This is a genomic window from Erythrobacter mangrovi (assembly GCF_013260645.1).
Classification (GTDB): Bacteria; Pseudomonadota; Alphaproteobacteria; order Sphingomonadales; family Sphingomonadaceae; genus Qipengyuania; species Qipengyuania mangrovi.
On sequence record NZ_CP053921.1, the window covers coordinates 302,055 to 326,924 of the forward strand.

General features: G+C 62.2%; 27 protein-coding genes. 11 read left to right on the top strand and 16 right to left on the bottom strand.

The window, feature by feature from the left end:
- Positions 1 to 69: 69 nt before the first annotated feature.
- The gene (locus tag HQR01_RS01585; protein WP_173212049.1) at positions 70 to 1,719 is read left to right on the top strand and encodes an amidohydrolase; all 1,650 of its coding nucleotides are present in this window, start codon (positions 70 to 72) and stop codon (positions 1,717 to 1,719) included.
- On the opposite strand, the gene tatC is transcribed toward HQR01_RS01585, so the two are convergent.
- The 9 genes from tatC to HQR01_RS01630 form a co-directional block, all read right to left on the bottom strand.
- On the bottom strand, positions 1,704 to 2,504 hold the full coding sequence (gene tatC / locus HQR01_RS01590; RefSeq protein ID WP_173212050.1) for a twin-arginine translocase subunit TatC: 801 nt from the start codon (positions 2,502 to 2,504) through the stop codon (positions 1,704 to 1,706). The two genes, HQR01_RS01585 and tatC, sit on opposite strands and share 16 nt — an antisense overlap.
- Position 2,505: 1 nt before the next feature.
- Entirely contained in the window at positions 2,506 to 2,928 is a 423-nt protein-coding gene (tatB, locus tag HQR01_RS01595) for a Sec-independent protein translocase protein TatB (RefSeq protein ID WP_173212051.1), read from the bottom strand.
- A 12-nt stretch (positions 2,929 to 2,940) separates the two neighbouring features.
- The gene (tatA, locus tag HQR01_RS01600) at positions 2,941 to 3,171 is read right to left on the bottom strand and encodes a twin-arginine translocase TatA/TatE family subunit (protein WP_173212052.1); all 231 of its coding nucleotides are present in this window, start codon (positions 3,169 to 3,171) and stop codon (positions 2,941 to 2,943) included.
- Positions 3,172 to 3,232: 61 nt separating this feature from the next.
- On the bottom strand, positions 3,233 to 3,835 hold the full coding sequence (gene scpB / locus HQR01_RS01605) for an SMC-Scp complex subunit ScpB (protein WP_173212053.1): 603 nt from the start codon (positions 3,833 to 3,835) through the stop codon (positions 3,233 to 3,235).
- Positions 3,828 to 4,637: a segregation and condensation protein A gene (locus tag HQR01_RS01610; protein WP_173212054.1), complete on the bottom strand. Its 810-nt coding sequence runs from the start codon at positions 4,635 to 4,637 to the stop codon at positions 3,828 to 3,830. Before HQR01_RS01610 ends, scpB begins: the two co-directional genes overlap by 8 nt.
- Positions 4,634 to 5,653 carry a beta-N-acetylhexosaminidase gene (nagZ, locus tag HQR01_RS01615; RefSeq protein WP_173212055.1) on the bottom strand — a complete coding sequence of 340 codons (1,020 nt, stop codon included), beginning with the start codon at positions 5,651 to 5,653 and terminating at the stop codon, positions 4,634 to 4,636. The genes HQR01_RS01610 and nagZ overlap by 4 nt, the downstream gene beginning before the upstream one ends.
- Positions 5,654 to 5,732: 79 nt before the next feature.
- Complete coding sequence (locus HQR01_RS01620) at positions 5,733 to 6,440, bottom strand: SPOR domain-containing protein (protein ID WP_173212056.1); 708 nt, start codon at positions 6,438 to 6,440, stop codon at positions 5,733 to 5,735.
- A 2-nt stretch (positions 6,441 to 6,442) separates the two neighbouring features.
- Positions 6,443 to 8,182 (bottom strand): arginine--tRNA ligase, encoded by a 1,740-nt coding sequence (argS, locus tag HQR01_RS01625; RefSeq protein ID WP_173212057.1) that lies wholly within the window; start codon positions 8,180 to 8,182, stop codon positions 6,443 to 6,445.
- Positions 8,183 to 8,234: 52 nt separating this feature from the next.
- Positions 8,235 to 8,885 carry a hypothetical protein gene (locus HQR01_RS01630; protein ID WP_173212058.1) on the bottom strand — a complete coding sequence of 217 codons (651 nt, stop codon included), beginning with the start codon at positions 8,883 to 8,885 and terminating at the stop codon, positions 8,235 to 8,237.
- 97 nt (positions 8,886 to 8,982) lie between these two features.
- Between HQR01_RS01630 and ispH the strand changes: the two genes are divergently transcribed.
- The 3 genes from ispH to rnhA are packed head-to-tail and all read left to right on the top strand — an operon-like array spanning position 8,983 to position 11,369.
- Positions 8,983 to 9,966, top strand: coding sequence for a 4-hydroxy-3-methylbut-2-enyl diphosphate reductase (ispH, locus tag HQR01_RS01635; protein ID WP_173212059.1), 984 nt, complete (start codon positions 8,983 to 8,985; stop codon positions 9,964 to 9,966).
- Complete coding sequence (locus HQR01_RS01640) at positions 9,967 to 10,926, top strand: homoserine kinase (RefSeq protein ID WP_173212060.1); 960 nt, start codon at positions 9,967 to 9,969, stop codon at positions 10,924 to 10,926.
- The gene (gene rnhA, locus HQR01_RS01645; protein ID WP_173212061.1) at positions 10,923 to 11,369 is read left to right on the top strand and encodes a ribonuclease HI; all 447 of its coding nucleotides are present in this window, start codon (positions 10,923 to 10,925) and stop codon (positions 11,367 to 11,369) included. The genes HQR01_RS01640 and rnhA overlap by 4 nt, the downstream gene beginning before the upstream one ends.
- A gap of 6 nt (positions 11,370 to 11,375) precedes the next feature.
- Here rnhA and HQR01_RS01650 read toward each other — a convergent pair whose 3' ends face one another.
- From HQR01_RS01650 to HQR01_RS01660, 3 genes are all read right to left on the bottom strand, one after another.
- Positions 11,376 to 11,552, bottom strand: coding sequence for a YegP family protein (locus HQR01_RS01650; RefSeq protein WP_173212062.1), 177 nt, complete (start codon positions 11,550 to 11,552; stop codon positions 11,376 to 11,378).
- A gap of 63 nt (positions 11,553 to 11,615) precedes the next feature.
- Positions 11,616 to 12,707 carry an NAD(P)/FAD-dependent oxidoreductase gene (locus HQR01_RS01655; protein WP_173212063.1) on the bottom strand — a complete coding sequence of 364 codons (1,092 nt, stop codon included), beginning with the start codon at positions 12,705 to 12,707 and terminating at the stop codon, positions 11,616 to 11,618.
- A gap of 2 nt (positions 12,708 to 12,709) precedes the next feature.
- Positions 12,710 to 13,672, bottom strand: coding sequence for an alpha/beta hydrolase (locus HQR01_RS01660; RefSeq protein WP_173212064.1), 963 nt, complete (start codon positions 13,670 to 13,672; stop codon positions 12,710 to 12,712).
- A gap of 82 nt (positions 13,673 to 13,754) precedes the next feature.
- Between HQR01_RS01660 and HQR01_RS01665 the strand changes: the two genes are divergently transcribed.
- From HQR01_RS01665 to HQR01_RS01695, 7 genes are all read left to right on the top strand, one after another.
- Positions 13,755 to 14,246, top strand: a complete 492-nt coding sequence (locus HQR01_RS01665) for an A24 family peptidase (RefSeq protein WP_173212065.1) — start codon at positions 13,755 to 13,757, stop codon at positions 14,244 to 14,246.
- A gap of 92 nt (positions 14,247 to 14,338) precedes the next feature.
- Positions 14,339 to 15,430, top strand: coding sequence for a Flp pilus assembly protein CpaB (gene cpaB / locus HQR01_RS01670; protein ID WP_173212066.1), 1,092 nt, complete (start codon positions 14,339 to 14,341; stop codon positions 15,428 to 15,430).
- 41 nt (positions 15,431 to 15,471) lie between these two features.
- Positions 15,472 to 17,058 (top strand): type II and III secretion system protein family protein, encoded by a 1,587-nt coding sequence (locus tag HQR01_RS01675; RefSeq protein WP_173212067.1) that lies wholly within the window; start codon positions 15,472 to 15,474, stop codon positions 17,056 to 17,058.
- A gap of 14 nt (positions 17,059 to 17,072) precedes the next feature.
- Positions 17,073 to 17,723: a CpaD family pilus assembly protein gene (locus HQR01_RS01680; protein ID WP_173212068.1), complete on the top strand. Its 651-nt coding sequence runs from the start codon at positions 17,073 to 17,075 to the stop codon at positions 17,721 to 17,723.
- Positions 17,724 to 17,726: 3 nt separating this feature from the next.
- A complete protein-coding gene (locus HQR01_RS01685; protein WP_173212069.1) occupies positions 17,727 to 19,022 on the top strand; it encodes a pilus assembly protein CpaE in 1,296 nt (431 codons plus the stop codon).
- A 72-nt stretch (positions 19,023 to 19,094) separates the two neighbouring features.
- The gene (locus HQR01_RS01690; protein ID WP_173212070.1) at positions 19,095 to 20,066 is read left to right on the top strand and encodes a type II secretion system F family protein; all 972 of its coding nucleotides are present in this window, start codon (positions 19,095 to 19,097) and stop codon (positions 20,064 to 20,066) included.
- A 20-nt stretch (positions 20,067 to 20,086) separates the two neighbouring features.
- Complete coding sequence (locus HQR01_RS01695) at positions 20,087 to 21,085, top strand: type II secretion system F family protein (RefSeq protein ID WP_173212071.1); 999 nt, start codon at positions 20,087 to 20,089, stop codon at positions 21,083 to 21,085.
- Positions 21,086 to 21,130: 45 nt separating this feature from the next.
- Here HQR01_RS01695 and HQR01_RS01700 read toward each other — a convergent pair whose 3' ends face one another.
- The 4 genes from HQR01_RS01700 to HQR01_RS01715 all read right to left on the bottom strand — a co-directional run bounded on the left by HQR01_RS01700 (position 21,131) and on the right by HQR01_RS01715 (position 24,699).
- Entirely contained in the window at positions 21,131 to 21,601 is a 471-nt protein-coding gene (locus tag HQR01_RS01700) for a MarR family winged helix-turn-helix transcriptional regulator (protein ID WP_173212072.1), read from the bottom strand.
- A gap of 67 nt (positions 21,602 to 21,668) precedes the next feature.
- Entirely contained in the window at positions 21,669 to 22,541 is an 873-nt protein-coding gene (locus HQR01_RS01705; RefSeq protein WP_173212073.1) for a crotonase/enoyl-CoA hydratase family protein, read from the bottom strand.
- Positions 22,542 to 22,713: 172 nt separating this feature from the next.
- Positions 22,714 to 23,499 (bottom strand): SDR family NAD(P)-dependent oxidoreductase, encoded by a 786-nt coding sequence (locus HQR01_RS01710; protein WP_173212074.1) that lies wholly within the window; start codon positions 23,497 to 23,499, stop codon positions 22,714 to 22,716.
- A gap of 27 nt (positions 23,500 to 23,526) precedes the next feature.
- On the bottom strand, positions 23,527 to 24,699 hold the full coding sequence (locus tag HQR01_RS01715) for an acetyl-CoA C-acetyltransferase (RefSeq protein WP_173212075.1): 1,173 nt from the start codon (positions 24,697 to 24,699) through the stop codon (positions 23,527 to 23,529).
- Positions 24,700 to 24,870 lie beyond the last annotated feature (171 nt).

Sequence of the window (24,870 nt, forward strand, 5' to 3'; positions counted from 1 at the left end):
GCGGAAAGGGTTTGCCTGCGCCAAGCTATGCCTTATCGCCGCCGTTCTGACTGGAAACGGGATCGCCTGATGAAGCGCAAACTCCTAGCCGCCCTCCTCGCCTGCACTGTCACGACGCCAGCCCTGGCCGATGTGCTGATCGACAATGTCGAGGGCCTTACGATCGACGACAATGGCAAGGTGAAGCGTTTCTCCGCACTGGTCATCGACGATGACGGCAAGATCGCGCAGATACTCGAGCGCGGGGACAAGAAACCGCAGACCGATTTTCGCGAGGATGGCCAAGGGCGAGTGATGATCCCCGGCCTGATCGATGCGCATGCCCATGTCATGGGGATCGGTATCGGCGCGCTGACACTCGACCTGTCGGATACCAACACTCTCGACGAGGCGCTGACGAAGATCCGCGCCTTCGCTGCGGAAAACGAAGCACGGCCGTGGATCCTCGGGCGCGGCTGGAACCAGGAGAAATGGGGCCTGGGCCGCTTTCCCACCGCCGCCGAACTCGACAGCGCGGTGGCGGACCGTCCGGTCTATCTCCAGCGCGTGGACGGCCACGCGGGATGGGCCAACTCGCTGGCAATGCAGGCCGCAGGGATAACCGCGGCCACGAAGAACCCCAGCGGCGGGCGAGTCGAGAGACTGCCCGGTTCACAGGCACCGTCAGGCGTATTCGTCGACGCCGCGGAAGAACTGATGACGCGCGCAATACCAGCTCCTCGCCCCGTTGAGCGCGATCTCGCCTTCGCAGAGGCTCAGCGTGTGCTGCATCGCTTCGGCATTACCGCCGTCGCCGACATGGGCACCACCATCGAGGACTGGCAGGCCTATCGCCGTGCGGGTGATGCAGGCACGCTGACGCTGCGGATCATGGCCTATGCCGGGGGACCGGAGAATATGGAGCTGATCGCCGGCGCGCGGCCATCGCCATGGCTCTACGAGGACAAGCTACGGCTGAATGGGGTCAAGCTATACATGGACGGCGCGCTGGGCAGTCGCGGAGCCTGGCTCAAGCGTCCCTATGCCGATGATCCGGGCAATACCGGCCTGCCGTTGATGACCGGCGCGCAACTGCGCAACATCCTGGTTCGGGCGGCGCAGGGCAATTTCCAGCCCGCCATCCACGCGATCGGCGACGCCGCCGACGCCGAGGTGCTGAACGCCATCACCGAGATCGCCGAGAGCTTCCCGGGCGACCGTCGTTGGCGCGTCGAGCACGCGCAGATCGTTGATCCGGCAGATCTTCCGCTGCTCGGCCAGCATGGGATCATCGCGTCGATGCAGCCGGTCCACCAGACCAGCGATCGCCTGATGGCAGAGGCCCGCCTGGGACCAGACAGGCTAGAAGGCGCCTACGCGTGGAACACCATCCTTTCGCTGGGCGGCCGGCTGGCCTTCGGATCGGACGCACCGGTTGAGTCGCCCGATCCATTCGCGGGCCTTGCTGCCGCATCCACGCGAATGGATGCGAATGGACAGCCATTCGGCGGGTGGCGCCCGCAGGATCGCGTCAATCGCGAACAAGCGTTGGCGGGGTTCACCAGCGACGCGGCCTTTGCCGGTTTTGCCGAAGGGCGCTTCGGTCGGCTACTGCCCGGCGAACGCGCCGATTTCGTCCTGGTCGATCGTGACCCGCTTCTCGCAACTCCGGCAGAATTGCGCGCGACCAAGGTGCTGGAAACCTGGGTCGGGGGACGCAAGGTCTACGACGCCGACTGAGGTTCCTCTGCCTCGCTGGACCCGGGCGCCTCCTTGCGGCGGCGCTCGGTCAGTTTCATCACCAGCAGCGAGCTTTCGAACAGGAACAACAACGGCACCGCCAGCAGCAGTTGCGATCCCGGATCGGGCGGCGTGACGATCGCCGCCAGCGTCACCACCAGCACGATGACATAGCGCCGCGCGCCTGACAGCTGGGCGTGGGTGACGATTCCCGCACGGTGCAGCAGCAGCAGCAAAACGGGGAGAAGGAAGCTCATCCCGAATGCCAGGATGAATTGCATCACCAGTCCCAGGTATTCATTGGCCGTCGGCAGCGCCTCGATCTTGAGCCCGCCAGCTTCGCCCTGAAAGCCAAGGAACCACTGGAAGGCTGTCGGCATGACCACGTAATAGGCCAGTGCTGCGCCCATGGTGAACAGCACCGGGGTTGCCAACAGGAAGGGCAGGAAGGCCTTCTTTTCCCGCGCATAGAGACCGGGCGCAATGAAAGCCCACAGCTGGTTGGCGATGATCGGAAAGCTCAGGCAGAAGCCCGCGAACAGCGCGACCTTGAGCTCAACGAAGAACACCTCGTAGAGCTTGGTGAAGATCAGCTGGCCCTCTCCCTCGGGAAAAGCCGACTTCAACGGCTGGACCAGGAAGCCGAGGATCGGGTCGGCAAAATAAAGGCAGATCCCGAAAGCGACGACCAGCGCGGCGACGCAACGAACCAGCCGCGCCCTCAGCTCGATCAGATGGTCGATCAGCGGCGCTTGCGTCTCGTCGATATCCTTGATCACCGCCATCTCACGCGTCCTTTGCGGCAGGCGGCGGCTCAAGCGGGAGCGGCGGTTCGCTCTCATGCTCTGGAGCCTTCACCGGCGCGGCGCGCTTGATTGCAGCCTCCGCCGCAGCATCCGCGTGTGCAGGGTCGAGCGGTTCCATCTGGGGCGGCACAAGATCATCAGGTGCCCCCCCCGCCGCTTCGTCGCCTGACGGGTACTTGGCCATGATTTCCTTGTTACGTTCGGCCCATTTGGCTTCCATGTCTTCGATTTCCGCCTGCCGGATCATCTCGTCCACCCCGGCACGGAAATGGTTCGACATCCGTCGTGCCTTTCCGATCCAGCGCCCTGCGGTGCGCATCGCACGCGGCATGTCCTTGGGGCCGATCACGAGGATCGCCACAATGACAATCACCAGCAGTTCGCTGGCGCCGACATCGAACATGGAGGCGGCTCCTTAGCCCTTGAGGTCGGGCGTATCGGCACGCGGCGCGGGCTGCGCATCCTCTGCCGGCTTGGCTTCGGGTGCGGAAATGCGCGGCGTGGACTTGGTTTCTTCCGACATGCCTTCCTTGAAGCTTTTGATTCCCTTGCCGAAATCTCCCATCATTTCAGAGATACGACCGCGCCCGAACAGGACGAGGATGACGAGGGCGATGATGATGAGCTGCCAGGGACCGAGCGACATTTTCCGAAACCTTCTTGGTGACTAGGACTTCCATATAGGCGCGCACCGGGCGCAGCGCCAGTCAGGCATCACTGTCAGCTTCGATATCCTCTTCCGGCTGTTCAGTCTCTTCCCCGACCATTGCATCATAAGCATCGTCGATCGGATCGAGCAGACCAGTTGCGCGTAATTCCGCGATTCCCGGCAGGTCTCTGCGACTGGTGAGGCCGAAATGGTCGAGAAACTCAGGCGTGGTGGCGTAGATGGTCGGGCGCCCGGGGACTTCGCGACGTCCGGCGATCTTCACCCAACCGGCCTCCATCAACACGTCCAGCGTGCCACCGCTGGTCTGCACGCCGCGGATCGATTCGATTTCCGCGCGGCTGACCGGCTCGTGATAGGCGATAATTGCGAGGACCTCGGTCGCGGCGCGGCTGAGACGGCGGACCTGTTCCTTCTCGCGCCGCAGCAGATGGGCGAGGTCAGGTGCGGTTTCGAAATGCCAGCGCTTGCTGCGCTCCACCAAGCGAACCCCGCGCTGTTCGTAATGACCGGCGAGAGTCGCCAGCGCTTCGCGAACGTCCGCATTCGAAGCATCGCCGAGGAAATGCGCAAGCTCCTCCACGGCCATCGGTTCCTCTGCGGCAAACAACGCGGCCTCTATCGCCCGGACCAGTTCATCCATTGGCCTGGACCCGTCTCAGGTGGAGCGGCCCGAAGGCATCTTCCTGTTGCAACTCCGCGCGGCCCAGACGGGCCAGCTCAAGCGCGGCGACGAAGCTGGACGCGAGGGCCGATTTGCGCAGCCGCGGTTCGGCATGCGGCGGCAGGAAGTCGCGCAGTTCCATCCAGTCGAGCGTGACACCGAGCATGTGCGAGACCCGTTCGAGTGCACTTTCGAGCGTCATTACCGGCCGTTCGCGCACCATGTGGATTGCCGGCGCCGTACGCGCCTTGACCCGGCCATAGGCCTCGATCAGGGTGAATTGGTCGCATTGCCACAGGTTCTTGCGGGCAATCTCCAGCCCTTCAGGCGCACCACGCAGGAAGACGTCGCGGCCAAGGCGGTTGCCACCCATTAGCCGCGCCGCTGCATCGCGCATCGCGCCCAGGCGCTGGAGCCGCAATTGCAGCCTGAGCGCCAATTCCTCTGGGCTGGGGTCTTCCTGCTCGTCCTTGGGCAGCAGCATGGCGGACTTCAGGTATGCCAGCCAGGCGGCCATCACGAGGTAGTCGGCAGCAAGCTCGAGCCTCAGAGCCTCTGCTCGCTCGATATAGCCGAGATACTGGTCCACCAGCGAGAGGATAGAGATCTGCCTGAGATCGACCTTCTGCCGCCGCGCCAGGTCGAGCAGCAGGTCGAGTGGCCCTTCCCATCCATCGAGCTCGAGGTAAAGCGCGTTCTCGTCGACCTTCGCCTCGCTGGCGATGCCATCCCATTCTTCCTCGGCGGAAGGGTCGGCGAACAACAGCCCGTCGCTGGTCATGCCGCTTCTCCCGTGATCGCGAGCAACGCATCCCGCTTGGCGAGAAGGTCGCTCGTCTCGATCGCATCGGCAGGTTCGCCCATTGCGGCATGGACGCGCGTCAGCCGCGCGGCGCTCGCCTCACTTATCGCCCCACATCGTTCGGCGATGCCGGCCATGTCGTCGAGCTTCGCCCAGCAGTTGAGCACGATATCGCAACCCGCCGCGAGCGCACGCTCGGCACGATCGGGGATCGTACCTTCAAGCGCCTGCATGTCGATGTCGTCGGTCAACAGCAGCCCATCGAAACCGATCTGGCCACGAATGACGTCGTCGATCACGGTCTTGGACAGGGTCGCCGGATTGTCCGCATCCCACGCCGTGAAGACGATATGCGCACTCATCCCGAGCGGATGCGCCGACAGCGTGCGAAAGGGCTCGATATCAATCGCCAAGTCCTCGGCGCTTGCGTCGACGCGCGGCAGCTCTTTGTGGCTGTCGACCGTCGCCCGGCCATGACCGGGCATATGCTTGAGGCAACCGACCACGCCCGCGCGGCCAAGACCATCAAGCACCGCACGACCCAGCGCCGCGACCTGCATAGGGTCGCTACCCAGCGCACGGTCGCCAATGACATTGTCGGTTTCGGGCCGACGCACATCGAACGGCGCGTGATAGTCGACACTGATCCCGGCAAGCGCGAGTTCGCGCCCCATCGCCTCCGCATTGACCCGTGCTGCCTCGATCGCGGACGCAGGAGCGATCTCGAACAGCCGGGCGAAAGCCTCACCCGCGGGATAGCGTGGCCATTCGGGCGGCTTCATCCGCACGACGCGCCCGCCCTCCTGGTCGATCGAAACGATCAGCCGGTCGCGTCCGTGAATGCTACGCAGTTCGTCGGTCAGCCGACGGAGCTGGTCGCGAGTTGCGCAATTGCGCGCAAACAGAATGTAGCCCGTCGGGTCGGCCTCACGGAAGAAGGCGCGCTCGTTGGCCGTCAATTCGAGACCGGAAATGCCGAAGATGGCAGGCGTCATGCGATGAAACTGCGGCTTTTCCGGAAACCGGGCAAGCGCGGCTGCCGCAGCAAGTGTGGAAACAGGGCTTGGGTGCGGGCTATTTGACGAAGCAAGCGAGTCCATCAGCCTTGAGCGCTGCGCACAGCTGGTTCGCTGCGGCGCGATCTCGGGCCATTGCCTGCAGGCGATAGACGCGACCAATATCGACCTGCGCCTCAACCACGCGATGGCTGACGCCACTCAGCGCTTCAGTCTGGCGCAGCAGAGCGGCCCAAGCCGCCTCGGCATCCTGGCGGCGCGGGAAAGCGCCGACTTGAACTGCTACACCGACGGTTTGCGGTGGGGTGCTTGGTTGCGAAGAGGATGTCGTACTGGCAGGACGCGTTTCATCGTCGAGTGTGGTGGCGATCGAGGGACCTGCGACACTCACCGGCTTGTCCGCCAGTTTGCTTTCGCGCGTTTGGCCCTCGCCAACCGCAAAACTCGAATCACCCGTCCCGGCGAAAACCTTACCGCCTTCGTCGGCGGGCTTGGTCTTGTAGGGCTCCGTGGGGGCGGCGATCAGGCTGCCATCGGCGGACGGTTCATCGGACGTCTTATTCGTAACAAACCAAATGGCGCCCAGGACAGCACCGAGCACTGCCAGCGCAAGTACGCCCAACAAAACCAGTCGGACCGTATCGAAGCCACCAGCCGCATCCTCTTCTTCCGCCGATTCGAGCCATGGCAGGCGATCGTCCTGAGAGAGGTCGAGCTGTTCGTCCTCGTCCCAATCCTCTTCAGCGTCGTAGGGCGTTGCCGCCATGATTACATCTCCTCGACGGCCTGGACCCCCAGGATCGCGAGACCGTTGCGGATTACCTGCCCGATCGCATCGGCGAGATAAAGCCTTGCAGCAGTAATATCCGCGTCGCCTTCCTGAATGATCCGCTTGGCCGGGTCGTCATTGCCGGCGTTCCAGAAGCTGTGGAAGGCCGCGGCGAGGTCACCGAGGAAGAACGCAATGCGGTGCGGTTCGCGAGCCTTGGCGGCGGCTTCGACCACGCGCGGGAACTGCGCCGCTTCGCGTACCAGCGCCAGTTCATCGGCGCCCAGCCGGTCGAGGTGCGCATCGGAAGGCGCGACGCCAGCCTTGCGCAGCGTCGAGCGGATGCGCGCGTGCGCGTACTGCAGGTAGAAGACCGGATTGTCCTTCGACGCCTCGACCACCTTGTCGAAGTCGAAGTCCATTTGTGCGTCGGGCTTGCGGGTCAGCATGGTGAAGCGGACGACGTCCTTGCCGACCATCTCGACCACGTCGGCGAGCGTGACGAAGTTCCCCGCGCGCTTGGACATCTTGAAGGGTTGGCCGCCCTTCATCAACTGAACCATCTGGACCAGCTTGACGTCGAAGGGGATTGCCTTGCCCTGCCCTTCGCTGAGCGCGGCGACGGCGGCCTTGATCCGCTTTACCGTACCGGCATGATCGGCACCCCAGATGTCGATCAGCTCGTCGGCGCCCTGCGCCTTTTGAAGGTGATAGGCGAGGTCGGCCCCAAAATAGGTCCATGAACCGTCGGACTTCTTGATCGGGCGATCCTGGTCGTCGCCGAACTTCGTCGAACGGAACAGCGGCAGCCCGACCGGCTCCCAGTCCTCGGGCGGAGCCTTGCCTTTGGGCGCCTCTAGCACACCGTCGTAGACAAGATCCTTCTCGCGCAGCCAGGCCTCGGCCGCCTCGGGCTTCTTCGCAGCCTGGAGTTCCGCCTCGGACGAGAACAGGTCATGATGAATGCCGAGCTGCGCCAGGTCGCTGCGGATCATGTCCATCATTCCGGCAACCGCGCGGTTGCGGAAGAGCTCCAGCCATTCACTTTCCGGCGCGTCCCGGTAGGCATCGCCGAATTCCTGCGCGAGCCGCTGGCCGACGGGAACGAGATAGTCGCCGGGATAGAGGCCCGAGGGTATCTCGCCGATACTCTCGCCGAGAGCCTCACGATACCGTAGGTGTACCGAACGGGCGAGAACGTCTACCTGCCCTCCCGCGTCGTTGACGTAGTATTCGCGTACGACGCGGTGGCCGGCGAATTCGAGCAAGCCCGCCAGGGCGTCCCCGACCACCGCACCGCGGCAGTGCCCCATATGCATCGGCCCGGTAGGGTTGGCCGAGACATATTCCACATTGACCGTGCGCCCCTTGCCCATCGTCGACCGGCCGTAATCGGTGCCGAGCGAAGCAATCGCGCGCAGTTCGCGCCGCCATGCCTCGTCCGACAGGCGCAGGTTGATGAAACCAGGCCCGGCGATCTCCGCCGCGACAATGTCTGGATCGCGCTCGAGGTGGGCGATGATCTTTTCGGCGAGCGCGCGGGGATTGGTACTCGCCTGCTTGGCGAGAACCATGGCCGCATTGGTCGCGAGGTCCCCATGCGAGGGATCGCGGGGAGGCTCTACTGCAACGTTGGCGCGCGACACACCCGCCGGAAGGACGCCCTCCGCTTCCAGCGCGTTCAATACCGCATCGATCCGGGCCGCGAAGGCCGCGTGAAGAGTCTGCATGTCAGCCATGCCGCGCGCCTAGCCCATTGGGCCAGAATCGCAAGCCGTCAGAGGCGTGCAATCAGCGAGTGGCGTTGTAGCGCAGCTGCTCTTCGGTCAGCTGGAAACCGACCAGCAGTTCGAAGCTTGCGCGCTGGACGGCCGCCTTGACTGCAGGGTCGGCAAGCGGGTCGAGCGCAGCGTCGGGGTCTCCGGGCCTGCGCTTGCGCGTGATCTGCTCGCGGATATCCGCAGGTAGAGAGGCATCTGCACGGTTCACAAACGCACCGGCCGTGCCCCGAGCCTGCGCGCGCTCCTGCCCGTCAGCGAATTGAATCGTGACCTGGCCGACACGCTTGGTCACCACGGCGCTGCCGCCGCGCAGGACGGTAGAGAAGTAGGGCAGGGTCACAGTCCGGGCGCCGCGGGTATCGCTACGCCTGGCCAGGACATCGAAGGTCGCCTCGGTATAGACCCGTTCGGGGCCATCGTCACAGCTCGAGCGCAGGTTGGTAATGACAGCACTAACATCGAGATCGGCCTGGGTGGTCGAACCGGGTGCGCGGAACGTCGTGATATCGCCGGTGTAGTCAGGGATTCCAACTGCCGGGCAGGCGGTGCGGACAGCGGTGATGCCAACCCCGGCATCTAACACCAGATCGCCTTCCTTCTTGCAGCCGGTAAGCGCCAGCCCGAGGGCAAGCACAGAGATGAGGCGATATCGGCTGGTCATGCGGCTTCGATTCCCTTGTCGCAATTCGTATTCTTGCCCCTCTTGGGGTGCGGACACGCCCTAGCTTGGGTCGGGCGAAAGCGCTAGAGGGCGGCACATGAACGCCCCCTTTCCATCCACCGCGCCTTCGCACGAGGGTTCCGAACGCCCCGTTCTCAAGCTGTTGATCGCAGCCCCGCGGGGTTTCTGCGCCGGCGTCGACCGGGCGATCGAAATCGTCGAGCGCGCGCTCGAAAAGTTTGGTTCTCCCGTCTACGTCCGGCACGAGATCGTCCACAACCGCTACGTGGTGGATTGCCTCAAGGACAAGGGCGCAATCTTTGTCGAGGAACTCGACGAGGTTCCTGACGATGCCCCTGTGGTGTTCAGCGCCCATGGCGTGCCCAAGTCTGTCCCGGCTGAAGCAGAGCGCCGCCAGCTGCTTTATGTCGACGCAACTTGCCCGCTGGTCAGCAAGGTTCACCGTCAGGCCGAACGGCAAATCGAAAAGGGCCAGCACATCATCTTCATCGGCCATGCGGGGCACCCCGAGGTAATCGGGACGATGGGACAGGTGCCCGAAGGCAGAATCACGCTGGTCGAGACAATCGAAGATATTGCCGAGCTCAGCTTCACAGAGGCGGATGACATTTCCTTCCTCACGCAGACTACCTTGTCTGTCGACGACACGCGCGAGATCGTGGAAGCGCTGCAGGCACGTTATCCGCATATCGTGGCACCAAGGGCGGAAGACATCTGCTACGCGACCAGCAATCGCCAAGCGGCGGTCAAGCAGATTGCTCCCCAATGTGATTTGGTGCTGGTGATCGGTGCCCCAAATTCGTCCAATTCGCTACGACTGGTCGAAGTCGCGCAAAGGCTTGGCACGCAGGCGCGGCTGATCCAACGTGCGAGCGAGATCGATCCTGAGTGGATTGCGAACGTCAGCACGATCGGCCTTACTGCCGGGGCTTCTGCCCCGGAGAAGCTCGTGCGCGAGGTTGTCGATCGACTCGGCGAATGGCGCACTGTCGAAGAGGAAACCGTCGCTACCGCCGAAGAGAACATGGTCTTCAAGCTGCCCAGGCAGCTCACCGAATAAGTGGCGGTCTACACTCATCTCGGTGCCGAAGACCTGGCGGAATTGATCGCGGCCTATGACGTCGGCGAACTGGTTTCGGCCAAGGGCATTGCCGAAGGCGTTTCCAATTCGAACTGGCTGATCGAAACCACCCGTGCCCGCTATATCCTGACGATGTACGAGCTGCGCATTGACACAGCGCATCTCCCTTTCTTCCTTGGCCTGCTCGATCATCTTTCTGCTAAGGGCTGCCCAGTCCCGCGCACGATCCACGATTGTGATGGCGCTGCCTTCCGCATGATCGAAGACAAGGCTGTGGCACTGATCGAATTCTTGCCCGGTGTTTCGGTCGATCACCCCACGCCGGGTCAGGCCAAGGCTGTTGGTAGTGCATTGGCGCAATTGCACCATGCCGTTGCCGATTTCCCGATGCAGGGCATACAGACGATGGGCCTGGCCGAATGGGACCGCCTGATCCACCAATGCGGTTCGGAGAGGCTCGACACGATTTCACCCGGCCTGTCTGACTTGGCCTATGAAGAACTGTCTTATCTCGCGATGCACTGGCCCGGCGGCCTGCCGCATGGGGTGGTTCACTGTGACCTCTTCCCCGACAATGTGCTGATGCTCGGCGACAGGGTATCGGGCCTCATCGACTTCTACTTCTCGGCCGACGACTTTTTTGCCTACGATCTGGCCGTCACCCACGCGGCGTGGTGCTTCAGTCCCGGCGGGCACCAGTTCCGACCGGAGATTTCCAGCGCGCTCCTTGCCGGATATGCCTCCGGTCGCGCGCTTTCTGATGAAGAGCGCGATCAGATGCCCGTCCTCCTGCGCGGTGCCTGCATGCGCTTCCTGTCATCGCGCGCCTACGACTGGGTCTTTACCCCGACCGATGCCCTGGTGGTCCGCAAGGACCCAATGGATTTTGCGCGGAGGCTGGATTTCTACCGAGCGAACGGCAAAGAGCTGTTTGCATGAAGAAAATCGAATTGTTCACTGACGGCGCCTGCAAAGGGAATCCCGGTCCAGGCGGCTGGGGAGCGCTGTTGCGCATGGGTCGTCACGAAAAGGAAATGTCGGGCGGCGAATCCGACACGACCAACAATCGCATGGAAATGACTGCCGCGATCCAGGGGTTGTCGGCGCTGATCGAACCGTGCGAGGTCGATCTCTATACCGACAGCAAGTACCTGATCGACGGAATCACCCGTTGGGTTCATGGCTGGAAGAAGAACGGCTGGGTAAACGCCAGCAAGAAACCGGTCCGCAACCCCGAACTATGGCATGACCTGATCGAACTGACGGCGCGACACAAGGTCACCTGGCATTGGGTCAGGGGCCACAATGGCCATCCGGAAAACGAGCGGGTCGATCGCCTCGCCAGCGACGCCGCAGAACGCATCGCCGCCGGCGAAGGCTAAGGCCGCTCAACTGTTGTCGATAACCTCAGCGCCCGGGCCGTTCTTCTTGATGGAGTCGATAGCGTTCTGCGCGCTCGCCTTGGTGCTGTAACCTTCGGTCGAGAACATCACTTCCGAATTGTACTTGAAGCGCACTCGGAACTCGCCAGCCTTGTCCTTATAGATCTCGAAGTGGTGTGCCATCCCAGCAGCTCTCCTACTTTGGTGTTGTTTCGTCCACCAGCCTAACGACTTTGTCGAGCTTGGCTAGCCGAAGCGCGCCGGGTCATAAATTGTCGCGTCTATCGCGCTCGTCATTTCGTCGCGCTCGCTACCAAGGAGTAGCTGTGCCGCAAGTCGTGCCGCGGCCGGGGATGTCTGGATGCCGTAGCCACCTTGGCCGGCGAACCAGGCAAACCCTTCGCAGCGGGGATCCTTCCCATAGACCGGACAGCGATCGGGCGCGAAGCTGCGCAATCCTGCCCACTTGCGCTCGATCGCACCAATTTTCCATTCGACCGCGCGTTCGAAGCGGTCGATCGCTTCTGCTACGTCCAGTTCTTCGGGTGCGGCATCGCAGGGCACACTGGGCGTCTCATCATGCGGGCACAGCCAGAGCCGCCCGGACTCAGGCTTGAAATAGAAGCCTCCGGCAATGTCGAGCACAAGCGGCAGATCCGCTGGCGCCGGTGGATCGACCCGCAACTGCACCACGGTACGGCGTAGCGGCACAATCCCGAGCGGACGTGCGCCGGCAATGTCTGCGATCTCATCGGCCCACGCCCCCGCGGCGTTGACCAGGGTCTGCGCGCGAAATGTATCGCCGCGCTCGGTTGCAAGGTTCCACACGCCTCCGCGCCGCTCCGCCCTTGCAAGTCGCGCACGCACCTGCAGATCGACCCCGCCGTGCTTCGCGAGTGAAAGATAATGGGCATGCAACGCGGCAACGTCGATATCGGCGCAGGCCGGCTCCCACACCGCGCCGGTCCAGTCCGCGCGCAACCCGGGCAAGCGCTGCGCAAGGCTCGCGGCATCGAGACGCTCGATGGTGACGCCGGTGGGCGCGAAGCGCTCCATGAATGCGTCCAGCTCGGACTCATCCGCCGCCCGCGCGATGTAAAGTGCGCCTCGCGGTGTGAGGAACCCGCCGTCGCGCAGATAGGGTCCGGAAGCCAGCGTGAGGGGAACGATCTCGGGCCCACCATAGCATTCTTCCCAGAATGCGGCGGACCGCCCAGTCGCATGGTAGCCGGGATGATCCTCGGCCTCGAGCAACACCACACTGACGCCCTCTGCCGCAAGTTCGGCGGCAAGGCTGGCCCCGGCTATACCGGCCCCTATTATCGCGAAGTCATGCATGATCAGGTTCGGGCTGGCGCTACCCGGTCAAGGAATTCGGCGATCGCCGCCATCGCCTGGTCACGCACAGCATCCACTTCCCTCAGTATCTCATGGTGCGCTTCCTTGCCGAAGACGACCAGCTCGCCCTGGGGCAGGCGTTCGGCGGCACGTACCGCCGCCGGATGGCTGACCAGCTTGTCGTTCGAGGTTGAAACCATCAACACCGGTACGTGGACCGCCTCGAGTGCACCCTTGGCTTCAAGCACACGGCTCGAGGCATAGGCCCGCTCGACCCAGCCCCAGCTTCCCGGCCCCATCACCAGTTCGGGCCGCTTCTCGCGCCACCACAGCTCATCGGCATAGCGTTCGCCATCATGGCTGAGCAGGTCGCGCCGACGCGCTGGGATTTCCCCGGGCTTCTCGCTCCACTTCCAGGCGGGACGGGTTGGCTTGCCGACCATGCACATCAACTTGGCCACTCCCTGGAGCAAGAACAGCGGAAGCGGCGGCCCCGACATGCCCAGCATTGGCGCACTGAGCACTACCGCATCCGGATCAACTGCATGCGCGACAAGGGCACGCATCACGACATGGCCGCCCATCGAATGTGCAGCGAGGATATGCGGCCCGGGCGTCGCCGCCTTCCAGTCGCTCCACAATGCGGTCAGATCATCGACCCATTGCGAGAAGTCGCCGATATGCCCTGTAACCGCGTCGTCACCCAAGCGACCTGAACCGGCCTGCCCGCGCCAGTCGGTAGCGGTAACCCGCCAACCCGCACGGTTCCATTGATCGAGCGTCTCAAGGTATTTCTCGTAGAAATCGCCTCGCCCTGGCAGGAACAGGATCGAGCCGCGCGGCGGCGCACCGGCCGGCCAGTCGATCCTGCGCAACGCGTAGCCGTCAGGCGCTTCCCAGCTGCTTTCACGCGCCCGAGCAGGAATGGCTCGACGATCGATCTTTGGTAAGGCTGGCTGATCCAAGGCTTCCCGCGCTCCGCTATGGTTACTATTTGGTAAGCCATGTTCTGTAGCACTCCCGACGGCAAGACCTTCGGGGGGCAAGATGGCCAGTTTCGATTTCACCTACGTATTGCTCGGCGGCTTGGCAATCGCACTGCTGATTGCTGCCGCTACCGACCTCAAGAGTCGACAGATCGGTAACAAGCTCAACGCCGCCATCGCCCTTGCAGCACCGCTCTGGTGGTGGACAAGCGGCCTCTCGCTTTGGCCGGATGCGGCAACTCAGCTGGGTTTTGCCGCGATCGTATTCTCGATCTGCTGCTTGCTCTTTGCGATCCGCCAGATGGGCGGTGGCGACGTCAAGCTGCTGACCGCGCTTGCGCTTTGGATACCACCCTATCCATTCCTCAAGCTCGTGATCGTCATGGCGCTCGTTGGTGGGCTCCTGACGGTCGTATTTGCCGCAATTCACTTTCTGCGCCGCCGCAAGGATCGCATTGCGATCCCCTACGGCCTCGCCATCGCTGTCGCTGGTCTTTGGGTGCTTGGTACCGAACCGCTTGGCCGCGCCGCATCGGCGACAGGAATGGGTTGAAAACCCGATTTTAACCAATTCGGCCGTAAGGCTTGAAACCATACTTGCCCGCATCGGGATTACCGCGGGTCATTTGAGGGGGCTAAATAGCCATGGATAGGAAGAAGCTGCTTCTGCTGGTAGGTGCGCTGATCATCGCGGTCGGGACTGCTCTGATTGCACGAAGCATGTTCGCGGGTGCTTCGGCGCCGCAGGCCGAAGCCGCACAGGTCGAACCGCAGGGCCCGAAGGTCCTCGTTGCCCAGCGTGCACTGCCGGTTGGCACTATCATTTCGGCCGATGCCATCGGTTATCAGCTGTGGCCTCAAGAACTGGTGCAGGATGCGTACTTCCTCGAAGGCGAGGCCGACATGGCCAAGCTACTCGGAACCGTGGTCCGCCACCCCATCACCGCGGGTGAGCCAGTCACCCAAGGCTCGTTGGTAAGTCCGGGCGACCGCGGCTTCCTCGCTGCCGCCCTCACTCCAGGCATGCGCGCCATTACCGTTCCCGTTTCGGCCCAGTCGGGCGTCGCGGGCTTCGTCTTCCCGGGCGACCGGGTCGACATGGTGCTGACCCAGACCATCACGGGCGCTGAAGAGAGCTCACTGAAAGCGTCGGAAACCATCATTCGTAACCTTCGTGTGCTGGCAACCGACCAGTCAACCACGCAGGAAAAGGGCGAAGATGGTTCGACCATCGTCAAGGCTTTCCGGACGGTCACGCTCGAAGTGACACCGGTCATCGCCGAAAAGATCGCGGTAGCTCAGACCATCGGCACGCTAAGCCTATCGCTGCGTTCGCTGGCGGACGGTCAGAGCGACCTCGAGCGTCGCATTGCTTCGGGCGATGTCAGGATCCCCGATGGCGTCTCGCCCGAGGAAGAAGAAAAAATGCTGCGCGATGCAATGGCTCGTCCCGATGACAGCAAGAGCACCTATGTGACCGGTGGCGACGTGTCACGCTTCCAGCGTAGCACAATTCCCGCCCAGAGGGCACCGACCGGTTCGTCGGCTTCGGGAGCGTCCCCCTCAGGCTTTGGAGGTCCGGCTCGCACGGGCCCTAGCGTCCGAGTGACTCGTGGCAAAACCACCGAGGAGGTCCCCGTTGAAAAGGGCGCAGGCCGCATCCTTTCAGCCCAGTCGCAGGGCCTCAACAGCGCAGCACAGACCGTGCCAGTCGCCAGTGCATCGATGATCCGATGAGCCAGAACCAGCAGACAGGAAGCCATTCAGGGGGCAATTCCATGAACCGTCGTCTCTCCACTAAAGTGCTGCTCGCCAGCCTGGCGTTCGCGCCGCTGATCAGCATCCCGGCGAATGTCGCAACCGCACAGTCGGTTGCCCGGCCGGCCAATGATCTCGTCCTTTCGATCGGTCGCGGTGAGCTTGTCACCGTGCCCGGTACGATGGCGGACGTCTTCGTCGCGGACGACAGCATTGCGGACGTTCAGGTCAAGTCACAGCGACAGCTATACGTCTTCGGCAAGGCCGGCGGCGAAACGACGGTCTACGCCAGCAACGCTGCAGGCGACATCGTCTGGTCGACCAACGTTCGCGTCGGTTCGAACATCGACAGCATCGACCAGATGCTCGCGCTGGCGATGCCTGCAGCTAAAGTCGCCGTTTCCACCATGGGTACCAATACGGTGCTGCTGACGGGGACCGTCGCAGCGCCCGAAGATGCTTCGGAGGCCCAGCGCCTGGTTGAAGCATTTGTCGGTGAGGATACCAACGTGATCAGCCGTCTCAAGATGGCTACGCCGCTGCAGGTCAACCTGCAGGTGCGCTTCGCCGAGGTCAGCCGCACATTGGTACGCGATATCGGTAGCAACCTGACGACGGTCGATAGCACTGGCGGCTTCAAGTTTGGGGTCGGTACCGGTCGCGGAGCCTTCTCCCAGGTTACTCCTTCAGGCATCGACCCAACGACAGGTCAGCGCTTTCCGGCGGGCCCAGTCGCCGTCGGTACCAACTACGAAGGCGATGGCTTCACGATCGTCGACCAAGTCAACCGAGGCAGCACTATCGCTGGTTTCGGTCGCTTTCTCGGCTTGGACTTGCTCGGTGCGCTCGACCTTGGTGAACAGGTCGGCCTCGTCACGACCCTGTCAGAGCCTAACCTGACCGCGTTGTCGGGTGAGACAGCAGAATTCCTTGCAGGTGGTGAATTCCCGATCCCGCAAAGTCAGGGACTCGGCACGACTTCGGTCGAGTACAAGAAGTACGGTGTCAGCCTGACCTACACACCAACAGTGTTGTCGAACGGTCGCATCTCAATCCGCGTTCGTCCGGAAGTTTCCGAACTTTCGACCCGCGGCGCAGTGATCGTCAACGGCTTCCAGATCCCGGCTCTCACGACACGCCGGGCCGAGACCACGATCGAACTCGGCTCGGGTCAGAGCTTCATGATTGCCGGTCTGATGCAGAATAGTTCGCAAAACCAGCTGCAGAAGACTCCTGGGCTCGGTGATGTGCCGATCCTTGGCAACCTGTTCCGTTCGAAGAGCTACCAAAAGGGCGAGACCGAGCTTGTGATCGTCGTCACCCCTTACCTGGTCAAGCCCGTCAATGCGAACGACATTGTCCTGCCGACGGATGGTTTCCGGGCTCCCAATGAGATCCAGAGCATCATCGGTTACATGGAGAACAACGGCAAGAGTGGCGAACAGCGCCCGTCGCCGACGATGCGCGAGAGCACCGAGCCGCCGACCCCGGGCCTGTCGCAGGCTCAGCCCGTCGGACAAGCCAATGTCGCAACCGGCCCGGCCCAGCCGCGCCGTGCCGAGGCTGATGTCGATACCGACGCCAAGCCCGGCTTCAGCTTCGAGTGAGAAGGACAAGAGTGATGCGTAACGATCTGACCAGGAAGACGGCAGCCGCGCTGGCCCTCTCGCTCTCGCTGGGACTGGGTGCCTGCGGCGGTGTTGCCGACAACCCCTCGCTCTACAGCACCAAGCAGCCGGTGGTTGAGCGGACCCACTACACGCTCGACGTATCGACTGGCGGGGACAGCCTGCCAGTTAGCGAACAGCAGCGCCTTGTCGGTTGGTTTGACTCGATGAGCCTGCGATACGGAGATCGCATTTCGATCGACGATCCGTCCAACAACGCAAGCGTGCGCGATGCAGTGGCACGGCTGGCTGGTCGCTACGGCCTGCTGGTCAGCGAAGGCGCACCCCCGACCGCTGGTTACGTCAATCCGGGCCAGGCCCGCGTGGTCATTTCGCGCACGCTCGCTAGCGTGCCGGGTTGCCCCGACTGGTCGGCCAAAAGCGACATCAACTACGGCAACGCCACCTATCCGAACTACGGTTGTGCGGTGAACTCGAACATGGCTGCAATGGTGGCCAACCCCGAGGACCTGATCCACGGCCAGCAGGGCAGCGGCGAGACCGTGATCCTGAGTTCCAACAAGGCCATCGATTCCTATCGTGAAGCGGCGCCCACGGGTGCCCTAGGCCTACCGGAAGTCACCACCTCAGAAGGAGGCAACTAAGCCATGAGCGCGTCGTTGAAATCAGCCATTTCCGGCAATCGCGATCCATTCGCCGCCTATCTGTGCGACGAAGCTGCGCTCGATGTTCTGCGCCCGGTGGTGATCGAACTCGGCTGGCAACCGGAGAAGTGCAACAAGGGTGGACTGCGCAATGCGGTCCAGTCGCTATCGGTTTCGGCTAGCCCGAACATCCTGATGGTCGACCTGTCGGAGAGCGGAGACCCTCTCAATGACATCAACGCCCTCGCCGAGGTTTGCGAGCCTGGAACGGTGGTGATCGCTGTCGGACAGGTCAATGACGTGCGCCTCTATCGCGATCTGCTTGCAAGCGGCATTCACGACTACCTGCTGAAGCCGCTCTCGCCGGCCACGCTGCGTGACTCGCTCAATCAAGCGCAGGCGATCTTCGCCGCCCCTCGTCTGAGCGATGAAGAAATGGCCAAACGCCACATATCGACTGCAGTCATCGGCACTCGCGGCGGGGTAGGTGCATCGACCTTGGTGACATCGCTTGCCTGGACCTTTGCAAGTGACCGCAAGATGTCGACGGCCATGCTCGATCTCGACGTTCATTTCGGTACCGGCGCCCTAGCGCTCGACCTTGAACCGGGCCGTGGCCTGACTGACGCTATCGACAATCCAAGCCGTATCGACGGGCTGTTTATTGAACGCGCAATGATCCGCGCGAACGACAACCTTGCTATTCTTTCGGCCGAGGCCCCGATCAATCAGCCGCTGATGACTGACGGGTCGGCCTTCATGCAACTGCAGGACGAGTTCCGCCACGCTTTCGAGATGACGGTCGTCGACTTGCCGCGCAATATGATGATCAACTTCCCACACCTTCTCAATGAGGTGAATGTAGTTGTCCTGACAACCGAAATGTCGCTTGCTTCGGCCCGCGATACGATCCGGATCTTGTCGTGGCTAAAGACCAACGCTCCGCAAGCGAAGCCGTTGATCGTAGCAAACAAGGTACAGCCCGGCGTGGCGGAGATTAGCAAGGCCGACTTCGAGGCCTCGATCGAGCGCAAGATCGACGTCACGATCCCGTTCGACCAGAAGGCTGCCGCCAATGCAGCCAAACTGGGCAAGACCTTCGTCGACGCCAACGGCGGGTCGAAGGCGGCCGCGGCCATCAAGCAGGTTGCGGCACGGATTATCGGTATCGGAAGCGAAGAGGAAGGCGGCGCGGAAGCGAGTACTGGCGCCAAGAAGTCATTGCTTGGCGGGCTCGATCTCAAGGGTCTGTTGCCGAGGAAGAAAGAGGCGGTCACTTTCGAGGCAGCCGCGGAATAATCATTCGGTTTGAATCGTCGCCGCAACCGGCGCGATCTCGCTGCGTGTCAAAGGTTAGGAACGGATTCAGCGATGGATATCATTCAGCTATTGCTAGTTGTGGTCGGTGTACTGGCTTTGCTGGTGCTGGGCTACACGGCGCTGTCCGGTCCCAACGCGGCGAAGTCGGGTCAGCGCCGCCTGCAGCAGCTTCGCTATCGTCACTCCGAAAGTACCGACGCCAAGGTTGAATCGCAGCTCAAGAAGGCGCTGGCCGCCCGCAAGCCCAAGCGCTACAAGGTGGCAGGATCAGACTCTCGCCTGGACGCGCTGGCCACAAGGCTAGACCGGACAGGCAAGAACTGGACGCTTACCCAGTACGCCTACACCTCGATCGGGATCGGTTTGGGCGTCGCCCTTCTGCTATTCTTGCGTAGCGGATCATTTCCGCTCTCGCTCGGCATCGGAACTCTGTTTGGTGCTGGCATACCGCACTTCATTGTGGGTCGTCAGATCAAGAAGCGCACGAACCAATTCAATACCAAATTCCCGGATGGGATCGAGCTGCTCGTGCGCGGCCTGCGCTCAGGCTTGCCTGTTACAGAGACGCTGGGAGTCGTCGCACAGGAAGTCCCCGGCCCAGTGGGTCAGGAGTTCAAGAGCATCGTCGAGCGAATCAAGATCGGCAAGACGATGGAGGATGCACTCCAGGACACGGCCGATCGCCTTGGTATCGCGGAATTCAACTTCTTCTGCATCACGCTTGCGATCCAGCGGGAGACGGGTGGCAATCTCGCCGAAACGCTGTCGAACCTTGCTGACGTTCTGCGCAAGCGCGCCCAGATGAAACTAAAGATCAAGGCAATGAGTTCGGAATCGAAAGCCTCGGCATATATCGTTGGCGCCCTTCCCTTCATTGTCTTCTCGATGATCTTGTGGATCAATCCGAGCTATATCGGTGGGTTCTTCGAGGATGATCGTCTCATTATTACTGGCCTCGGCGGGTTGGTGTGGATGTCGATTGGCGCCTTCATCATGGCCAAGATGGTCAGTTTCGAAATCTGAGCAAGGAAGAGTAAAGACCAATGGATCCCTCGACCGGCCCCAAGCTTCTTGGCTTCGACGTCATCCTGATCGGCTCAATCCTTGCCGGGATCGCTGCCTTGGCAGTGCTCGTCGCAATCTATTCGGCTGTCACCATCAAGGACCCGATGGCCAAACGCGTGCGCGCACTGGAAGGGCGACGTGAGGAATTGAAGCTTGGCCTGGTGACCTCGAACGCAAAGAAGCGCCAGAGCCTGGTCCGCAAGACAGACAAGACCGAAAAGATCAGGGACACGCTCGACAGCATGAAGGTGCTGCAGCAGAGCCAGATCGAGGTCGTACAGCAAAAGCTCGCCCATGCGGGTATACGCAACAAGGAACTCGCAGTGCTGATAATCGGCCTGCGCATGGTCCTGCCGATTGTGCTCGGCGGCACTGCCTTTATCCTGCTCTATGTCGCGGAAATCTATCCCGACTGGCAGATCAAGCGGGTGCTGGCGCTCGCAGCCGCACTGTTCATCGGTTACAAGGGGCCCGAGCTTTATCTCGGCAACATCGCCAAGAAGCGTTCGGATGCCATCCGGAAAGGCTTGCCCGATGCGCTCGACCTCCTCGTGATTTGCGCGGAGGCTGGTCTTACTGTCGATGCTGCGTTCAATCGCGTCGCCAAGGAACTAGGGCGCGCTTATCCCGAACTGGGTGACGAGTTCACCTTAACCGCAATCGAGCTTTCGTTCCTCAACGAACGTCGCATGGCCTTCAACAACCTCGCTTACCGCGTCGACCTCGAAGCAGTGAAAGGGGTGGTCACGACCATGGTCCAGACCGAACGCTATGGTACGCCGCTAGCGTCGGCGCTACGCGTTCTATCCGCCGAGTTCCGCAACGAACGCATGATGCGTGCGGAAGAAAAGGCTGCGCGCCTTCCCGCGATCATGACGGTGCCGCTGATCCTGTTCATCCTTCCGGTGTTGTTCATCGTCATTCTCGGCCCGGCGGCCTGTTCAATCTCTGACGCCTTCAGTGGCGGGATCGGCTAGCCAGTCCGAATCTAAAGGATTGGGGCGCAAGAAAGCCTGGGCGACCTAGTCGGCCAGGCTTTCCGCGTCGAAATCACCAGCATTCTTGCGGATGCGGTGCAGCATGTCGTGGAGCGCCTCGCGCTCCTCAGCGCTCAGTACGGCAAACATTTCCGCTTCGATCTTCAGCGCCAGAGGCATCACCCCGCCATGCACGGCCCAGCCCTCCTCTGTGAGTTCGAGCAGGTGTGACCGTCCGTCGCGGGTGTTCGGGGTTCGGCGGACCAGGCCGCGATCTTCCAGTCGTTTGCACGCACGATTGACCGGCACCTTGTCCATCAATGTCAGCTGCGACAACTCTCGCTGGGTCTGGGCCCCACTGTCGCCGAGCACCGCCATGATGCGCCATTCGGTTGTTTTAAGCCCGAAACGCTGGCGATATTGCTGCGCGATCCGGGTCGACACCGCATTGGACGCAACCGAGAGTTGGTATGGCAGGAAATCGGCGAGGCGCGGAGCGGGTTGGCGTTTGGACATTTCGCAATTCATAAGTTCAACAGCCCGCTTGGCAAGGCGGTTGCCTGTGTGACCATCTCATGTGCAACTATTCGAAGCCCGGTTCGTCCCACCACGGATAGAAATCGGGCATGTTGGCACTGACCGTGTCGGGATAGGCAGGCGTTCGCTTCTCGAGGAAACTGGCCACGCCCTCCCGAGCATCAGCGCTGCGGCTGAGGCGATAGATTGCACGGCTATCGATGCGATGCGCCATCATTGGGTGCTCCAGCGGTGACAGGCGCCAGAGCATCGCCCGCGTCATCGCGACCGAGACCGCGGAGGTGTTGTCGGCGATCTCGCGCGCAATACCAATTGCCGCCTGCATCAGTTCGCCCTGTGGGTGTACCGACCGCACCAGACCGCGTTCCTTCGCTTCAGCAGCATCGAAGATCCGGCCGGTCATGCACCATTCGAGCGCCGTTTGCAGCCCAACCAGGCGCGGCAGGAACCAGCTCGATGCCGCTTCGGGCGTAATACCGCGGCGGGCGAACACGAAACCGAAACGCGCATTGTCCGAACACAGGCGGATGTCGAAGGGCAGTTGCATCGTTGCCCCAACGCCCACCGCCACGCCGTTGCAGGCCCCGATCAGCGGCTTCTGCGAGTTGAACAGTCGCAGCGTCAACCGCCCGCCCCCGTCGCGCACACGTTCGTCCGACAGGTCTTCAACGGGATTGGGATCGGAGAAAACATGACCGCCACCTTCAGGGGTGAGATCCGCACCCGCGCAAAAGGCGCGATCGCCCGAACCCGTCACGATCACCGCGCGGACACTGTCATCGGCGTCGGTCACGTCCATCGCGTGGATGAATTCGTCCATCATCACCCGAGTGAAGGCATTCATCTTTTCAGGCCGGTTGAGCGTGACGGTCGCGATGCCGTCGGCGATGTCGAGCTTGATCTGCGTGTAGGAGCTCATTTGGATTTCCCCCGGGTCAGTCCGTCTGGTTGGAACACGTGGAACACGGTCCTCGAATATAAAAGAAAGCGCCCCCGATTGCAGCGTCACTGACGGGCAAGCGGGGGCGCTTCGGATCGCTCATAACGGCAAGGCTATTCTTCGCCCCGCCGGTAGGAAAGAATTGGTCGGATCACCGCGGTGCCATCCGGATGGCACCGTCGAGACGCACGTCCTCGCCGTTGAAATAGCCGGTTTCGATCATGCACATGGCAAGCTTGGCATATTCGGTCGGCTGGCCGAGGCGCTTGGGGAACGGGACCGAAGCGGCCAGCGCGTCCTTCACGTTCTGCGGAGCGGCCTGCAGCAGCGGGGTGTCGAAAATGCCCGGCAGGATCGTGTTGACGCGGATGCCTTCGTTCATGAGATCGCGCGCGATCGGTAGAGTCATGCCGATGACACCGGCCTTAGACGCCGAATAGGCGGCCTGGCCGATTTGACCGTCCTCGCCCGCTACCGAAGCGGTGTTCACGATCGCGCCACGCTCACCATTCTCGTCAAGCGGGTCGAGTGTGAGCATGCCGGCCGCCGACTTGGCGATGCAGCGAAAGGTGCCGATCAGATTGACCTGGATGACGAAGTCAAAGGCGGAGATCGGGAAATGCTTGATCGAGCCGTCTTCCTTCGAGCGGCTGGCGGTCTTGATCGCATTGCCGATGCCCGCGCAGTTGACGAGGATGCGTTCCTGCCCATGCGCGGCGCGGGCCTTGGCAAAGCCCGCATCGACGTCTTCGTCGCTGGTCACATTGACCTTGCAGAATACCCCGCCGATCTCGGCGGCGAGCGCCTCGCCCTTCTCTTCGTTCATGTCGAAGATCGCGACCTTGGCGCCCTTGGCGGCAAGCGCGCGAGCGGTCGCCGCGCCGAGGCCAGAGGCACCGCCGGTCACGACGGCGGGAGTGTTTGCACCAACTTCCATGGAAATAGTCCTCTCAAATAGAACGAATCAAAGCGCTTCGATGATGGTGACGTTAGCGACGCCGCCGCCTTCGCACATCGTCTGCAGACCGTATTTCTTACCGCGAGCGCGCAGTGCGTGGACCAGCGTCGCCATCAGCTTGGTGCCCGAGGCTCCGAGCGGGTGGCCGAGCGCGATCGCGCCGCCGTTGACGTTGAGCTTTTCCGGGTCGGCCCCGGTGTGCTTGAGCCAGGCGAGCGGAACCGGCGCAAAGGCCTCGTTGACTTCGTAAAGATCGATGTCCGAAATCTTCATACCCGCGCGCTCGAGCGCGCGATCGGTGGCGAACAGCGGCTCTTCCAACATGATCACAGGATCGCCCGCAGTCACCGTGAGGTTATGGATACGCGCCATGGGTGTCAGCCCGTATTGCTTCAATGCCTTCTCGCTGACGACAAGCACGGCGCTTGACCCGTCGCAGATCTGGCTGCTGGTGGCCGCAGTGATCGATCCTTCGGGGCTGAGCAATTTGACCCCTGAGATGCTTTCGAACGTTGCGTCGAAGCGGATACCTTCGTCGACAGTGTGCAGTTGAGCACCCTCGGGAGTTTCAATCTCAACCGGGACAATCTCATTCGCGAAGGCCCCGCCCTGCGTCGCTGCGATCGCTTTCTCGTGACTGCCGAGTCCGAAACGATCGAGGTCCTCCTTGGTGAAGCCGTGCTTGCGCGCGATCATCTCCGCACCGACGAACTGCGACCACTGGATACCGGGGTACTTTTCCTCGAGGCCCGGCGACTTGTAGTTCCCCAGGCCTTCTTTCATGTGGAACATGGCGGTCGAACCCATCGGCACGCGGCTCATGCTTTCGACACCAGCAGCGATCACCACGTCTTGCGTCCCGCTCATCACCGCCTGCGCGGCGAACTGGACCGCCTGTTGCGAAGAACCGCACTGGCGGTCGATCGTCACTGCCGGCACGCCCTCGCCCAGGCGCTTGCTCGCCAGCACCGCATTGCGCCCGACTTGCATCGCCTGTTCGCCACCCTGGCTGACACAGCCCATCACGACATCGTCGATCACTTGAGCCTCGAGACCGGCACGCTCCATGATCGCATCGAGCGATTTGGCGGCAAGATCGACCGGATGGACCCCGGCGAGTCGACCCCCTCGGCGGCCACCTGCCGTGCGCACGGCTTCCACGATATAGGCTTCAGGCATCGGAATGAGCTCCTTTTGAGTTTCGAATTGCTACTGGCGTTAGGTCGCCCGCAATTCCCGGTCAAGTTTCGGACTCCAAGCGACGAATTGTGTCGCGTGCATACGTAGTCACGAGAGCTACGTAAGGCCGACACACAGGGGGTGTGTTCCAGACGCCACACAGGGCAAACC

Bases quoted from the DNA above. Each gene is read 5' to 3' on its own strand.
- HQR01_RS01585 (WP_173212049.1), top strand. From the start codon at position 70: ATGAAGCGCAAACTCCTAGCCGCCCTCCTCGCCTGCACTGTCACGACG.
- tatC (WP_173212050.1), bottom strand. From the start codon at position 2,504: ATGGCGGTGATCAAGGATATCGACGAGACGCAAGCGCCGCTGATCGAC.
- tatB (WP_173212051.1), bottom strand. From the start codon at position 2,928: ATGTTCGATGTCGGCGCCAGCGAACTGCTGGTGATTGTCATTGTGGCG.
- tatA (WP_173212052.1), bottom strand. From the start codon at position 3,171: ATGTCGCTCGGTCCCTGGCAGCTCATCATCATCGCCCTCGTCATCCTC.
- scpB (WP_173212053.1), bottom strand. From the start codon at position 3,835: ATGGATGAACTGGTCCGGGCGATAGAGGCCGCGTTGTTTGCCGCAGAG.
- HQR01_RS01610 (WP_173212054.1), bottom strand. From the start codon at position 4,637: ATGACCAGCGACGGGCTGTTGTTCGCCGACCCTTCCGCCGAGGAAGAA.
- nagZ (WP_173212055.1), bottom strand. From the start codon at position 5,653: ATGACGCCTGCCATCTTCGGCATTTCCGGTCTCGAATTGACGGCCAAC.
- HQR01_RS01620 (WP_173212056.1), bottom strand. From the start codon at position 6,440: ATGGCGGCAACGCCCTACGACGCTGAAGAGGATTGGGACGAGGACGAA.
- argS (WP_173212057.1), bottom strand. From the start codon at position 8,182: ATGGCTGACATGCAGACTCTTCACGCGGCCTTCGCGGCCCGGATCGAT.
- HQR01_RS01630 (WP_173212058.1), bottom strand. From the start codon at position 8,885: ATGACCAGCCGATATCGCCTCATCTCTGTGCTTGCCCTCGGGCTGGCG.
- ispH (WP_173212059.1), top strand. From the start codon at position 8,983: ATGAACGCCCCCTTTCCATCCACCGCGCCTTCGCACGAGGGTTCCGAA.
- rnhA (WP_173212061.1), top strand. From the start codon at position 10,923: ATGAAGAAAATCGAATTGTTCACTGACGGCGCCTGCAAAGGGAATCCC.
- HQR01_RS01650 (WP_173212062.1), bottom strand. From the start codon at position 11,552: ATGGCACACCACTTCGAGATCTATAAGGACAAGGCTGGCGAGTTCCGA.
- HQR01_RS01655 (WP_173212063.1), bottom strand. From the start codon at position 12,707: ATGCATGACTTCGCGATAATAGGGGCCGGTATAGCCGGGGCCAGCCTT.
- HQR01_RS01665 (WP_173212065.1), top strand. From the start codon at position 13,755: ATGGCCAGTTTCGATTTCACCTACGTATTGCTCGGCGGCTTGGCAATC.
- cpaB (WP_173212066.1), top strand. From the start codon at position 14,339: ATGGATAGGAAGAAGCTGCTTCTGCTGGTAGGTGCGCTGATCATCGCG.
- HQR01_RS01675 (WP_173212067.1), top strand. From the start codon at position 15,472: ATGAACCGTCGTCTCTCCACTAAAGTGCTGCTCGCCAGCCTGGCGTTC.
- HQR01_RS01680 (WP_173212068.1), top strand. From the start codon at position 17,073: ATGCGTAACGATCTGACCAGGAAGACGGCAGCCGCGCTGGCCCTCTCG.
- HQR01_RS01685 (WP_173212069.1), top strand. From the start codon at position 17,727: ATGAGCGCGTCGTTGAAATCAGCCATTTCCGGCAATCGCGATCCATTC.
- HQR01_RS01690 (WP_173212070.1), top strand. From the start codon at position 19,095: ATGGATATCATTCAGCTATTGCTAGTTGTGGTCGGTGTACTGGCTTTG.
- HQR01_RS01695 (WP_173212071.1), top strand. From the start codon at position 20,087: ATGGATCCCTCGACCGGCCCCAAGCTTCTTGGCTTCGACGTCATCCTG.
- HQR01_RS01700 (WP_173212072.1), bottom strand. From the start codon at position 21,601: ATGTCCAAACGCCAACCCGCTCCGCGCCTCGCCGATTTCCTGCCATAC.
- HQR01_RS01705 (WP_173212073.1), bottom strand. From the start codon at position 22,541: ATGAGCTCCTACACGCAGATCAAGCTCGACATCGCCGACGGCATCGCG.
- HQR01_RS01710 (WP_173212074.1), bottom strand. From the start codon at position 23,499: ATGGAAGTTGGTGCAAACACTCCCGCCGTCGTGACCGGCGGTGCCTCT.
- HQR01_RS01715 (WP_173212075.1), bottom strand. From the start codon at position 24,699: ATGCCTGAAGCCTATATCGTGGAAGCCGTGCGCACGGCAGGTGGCCGC.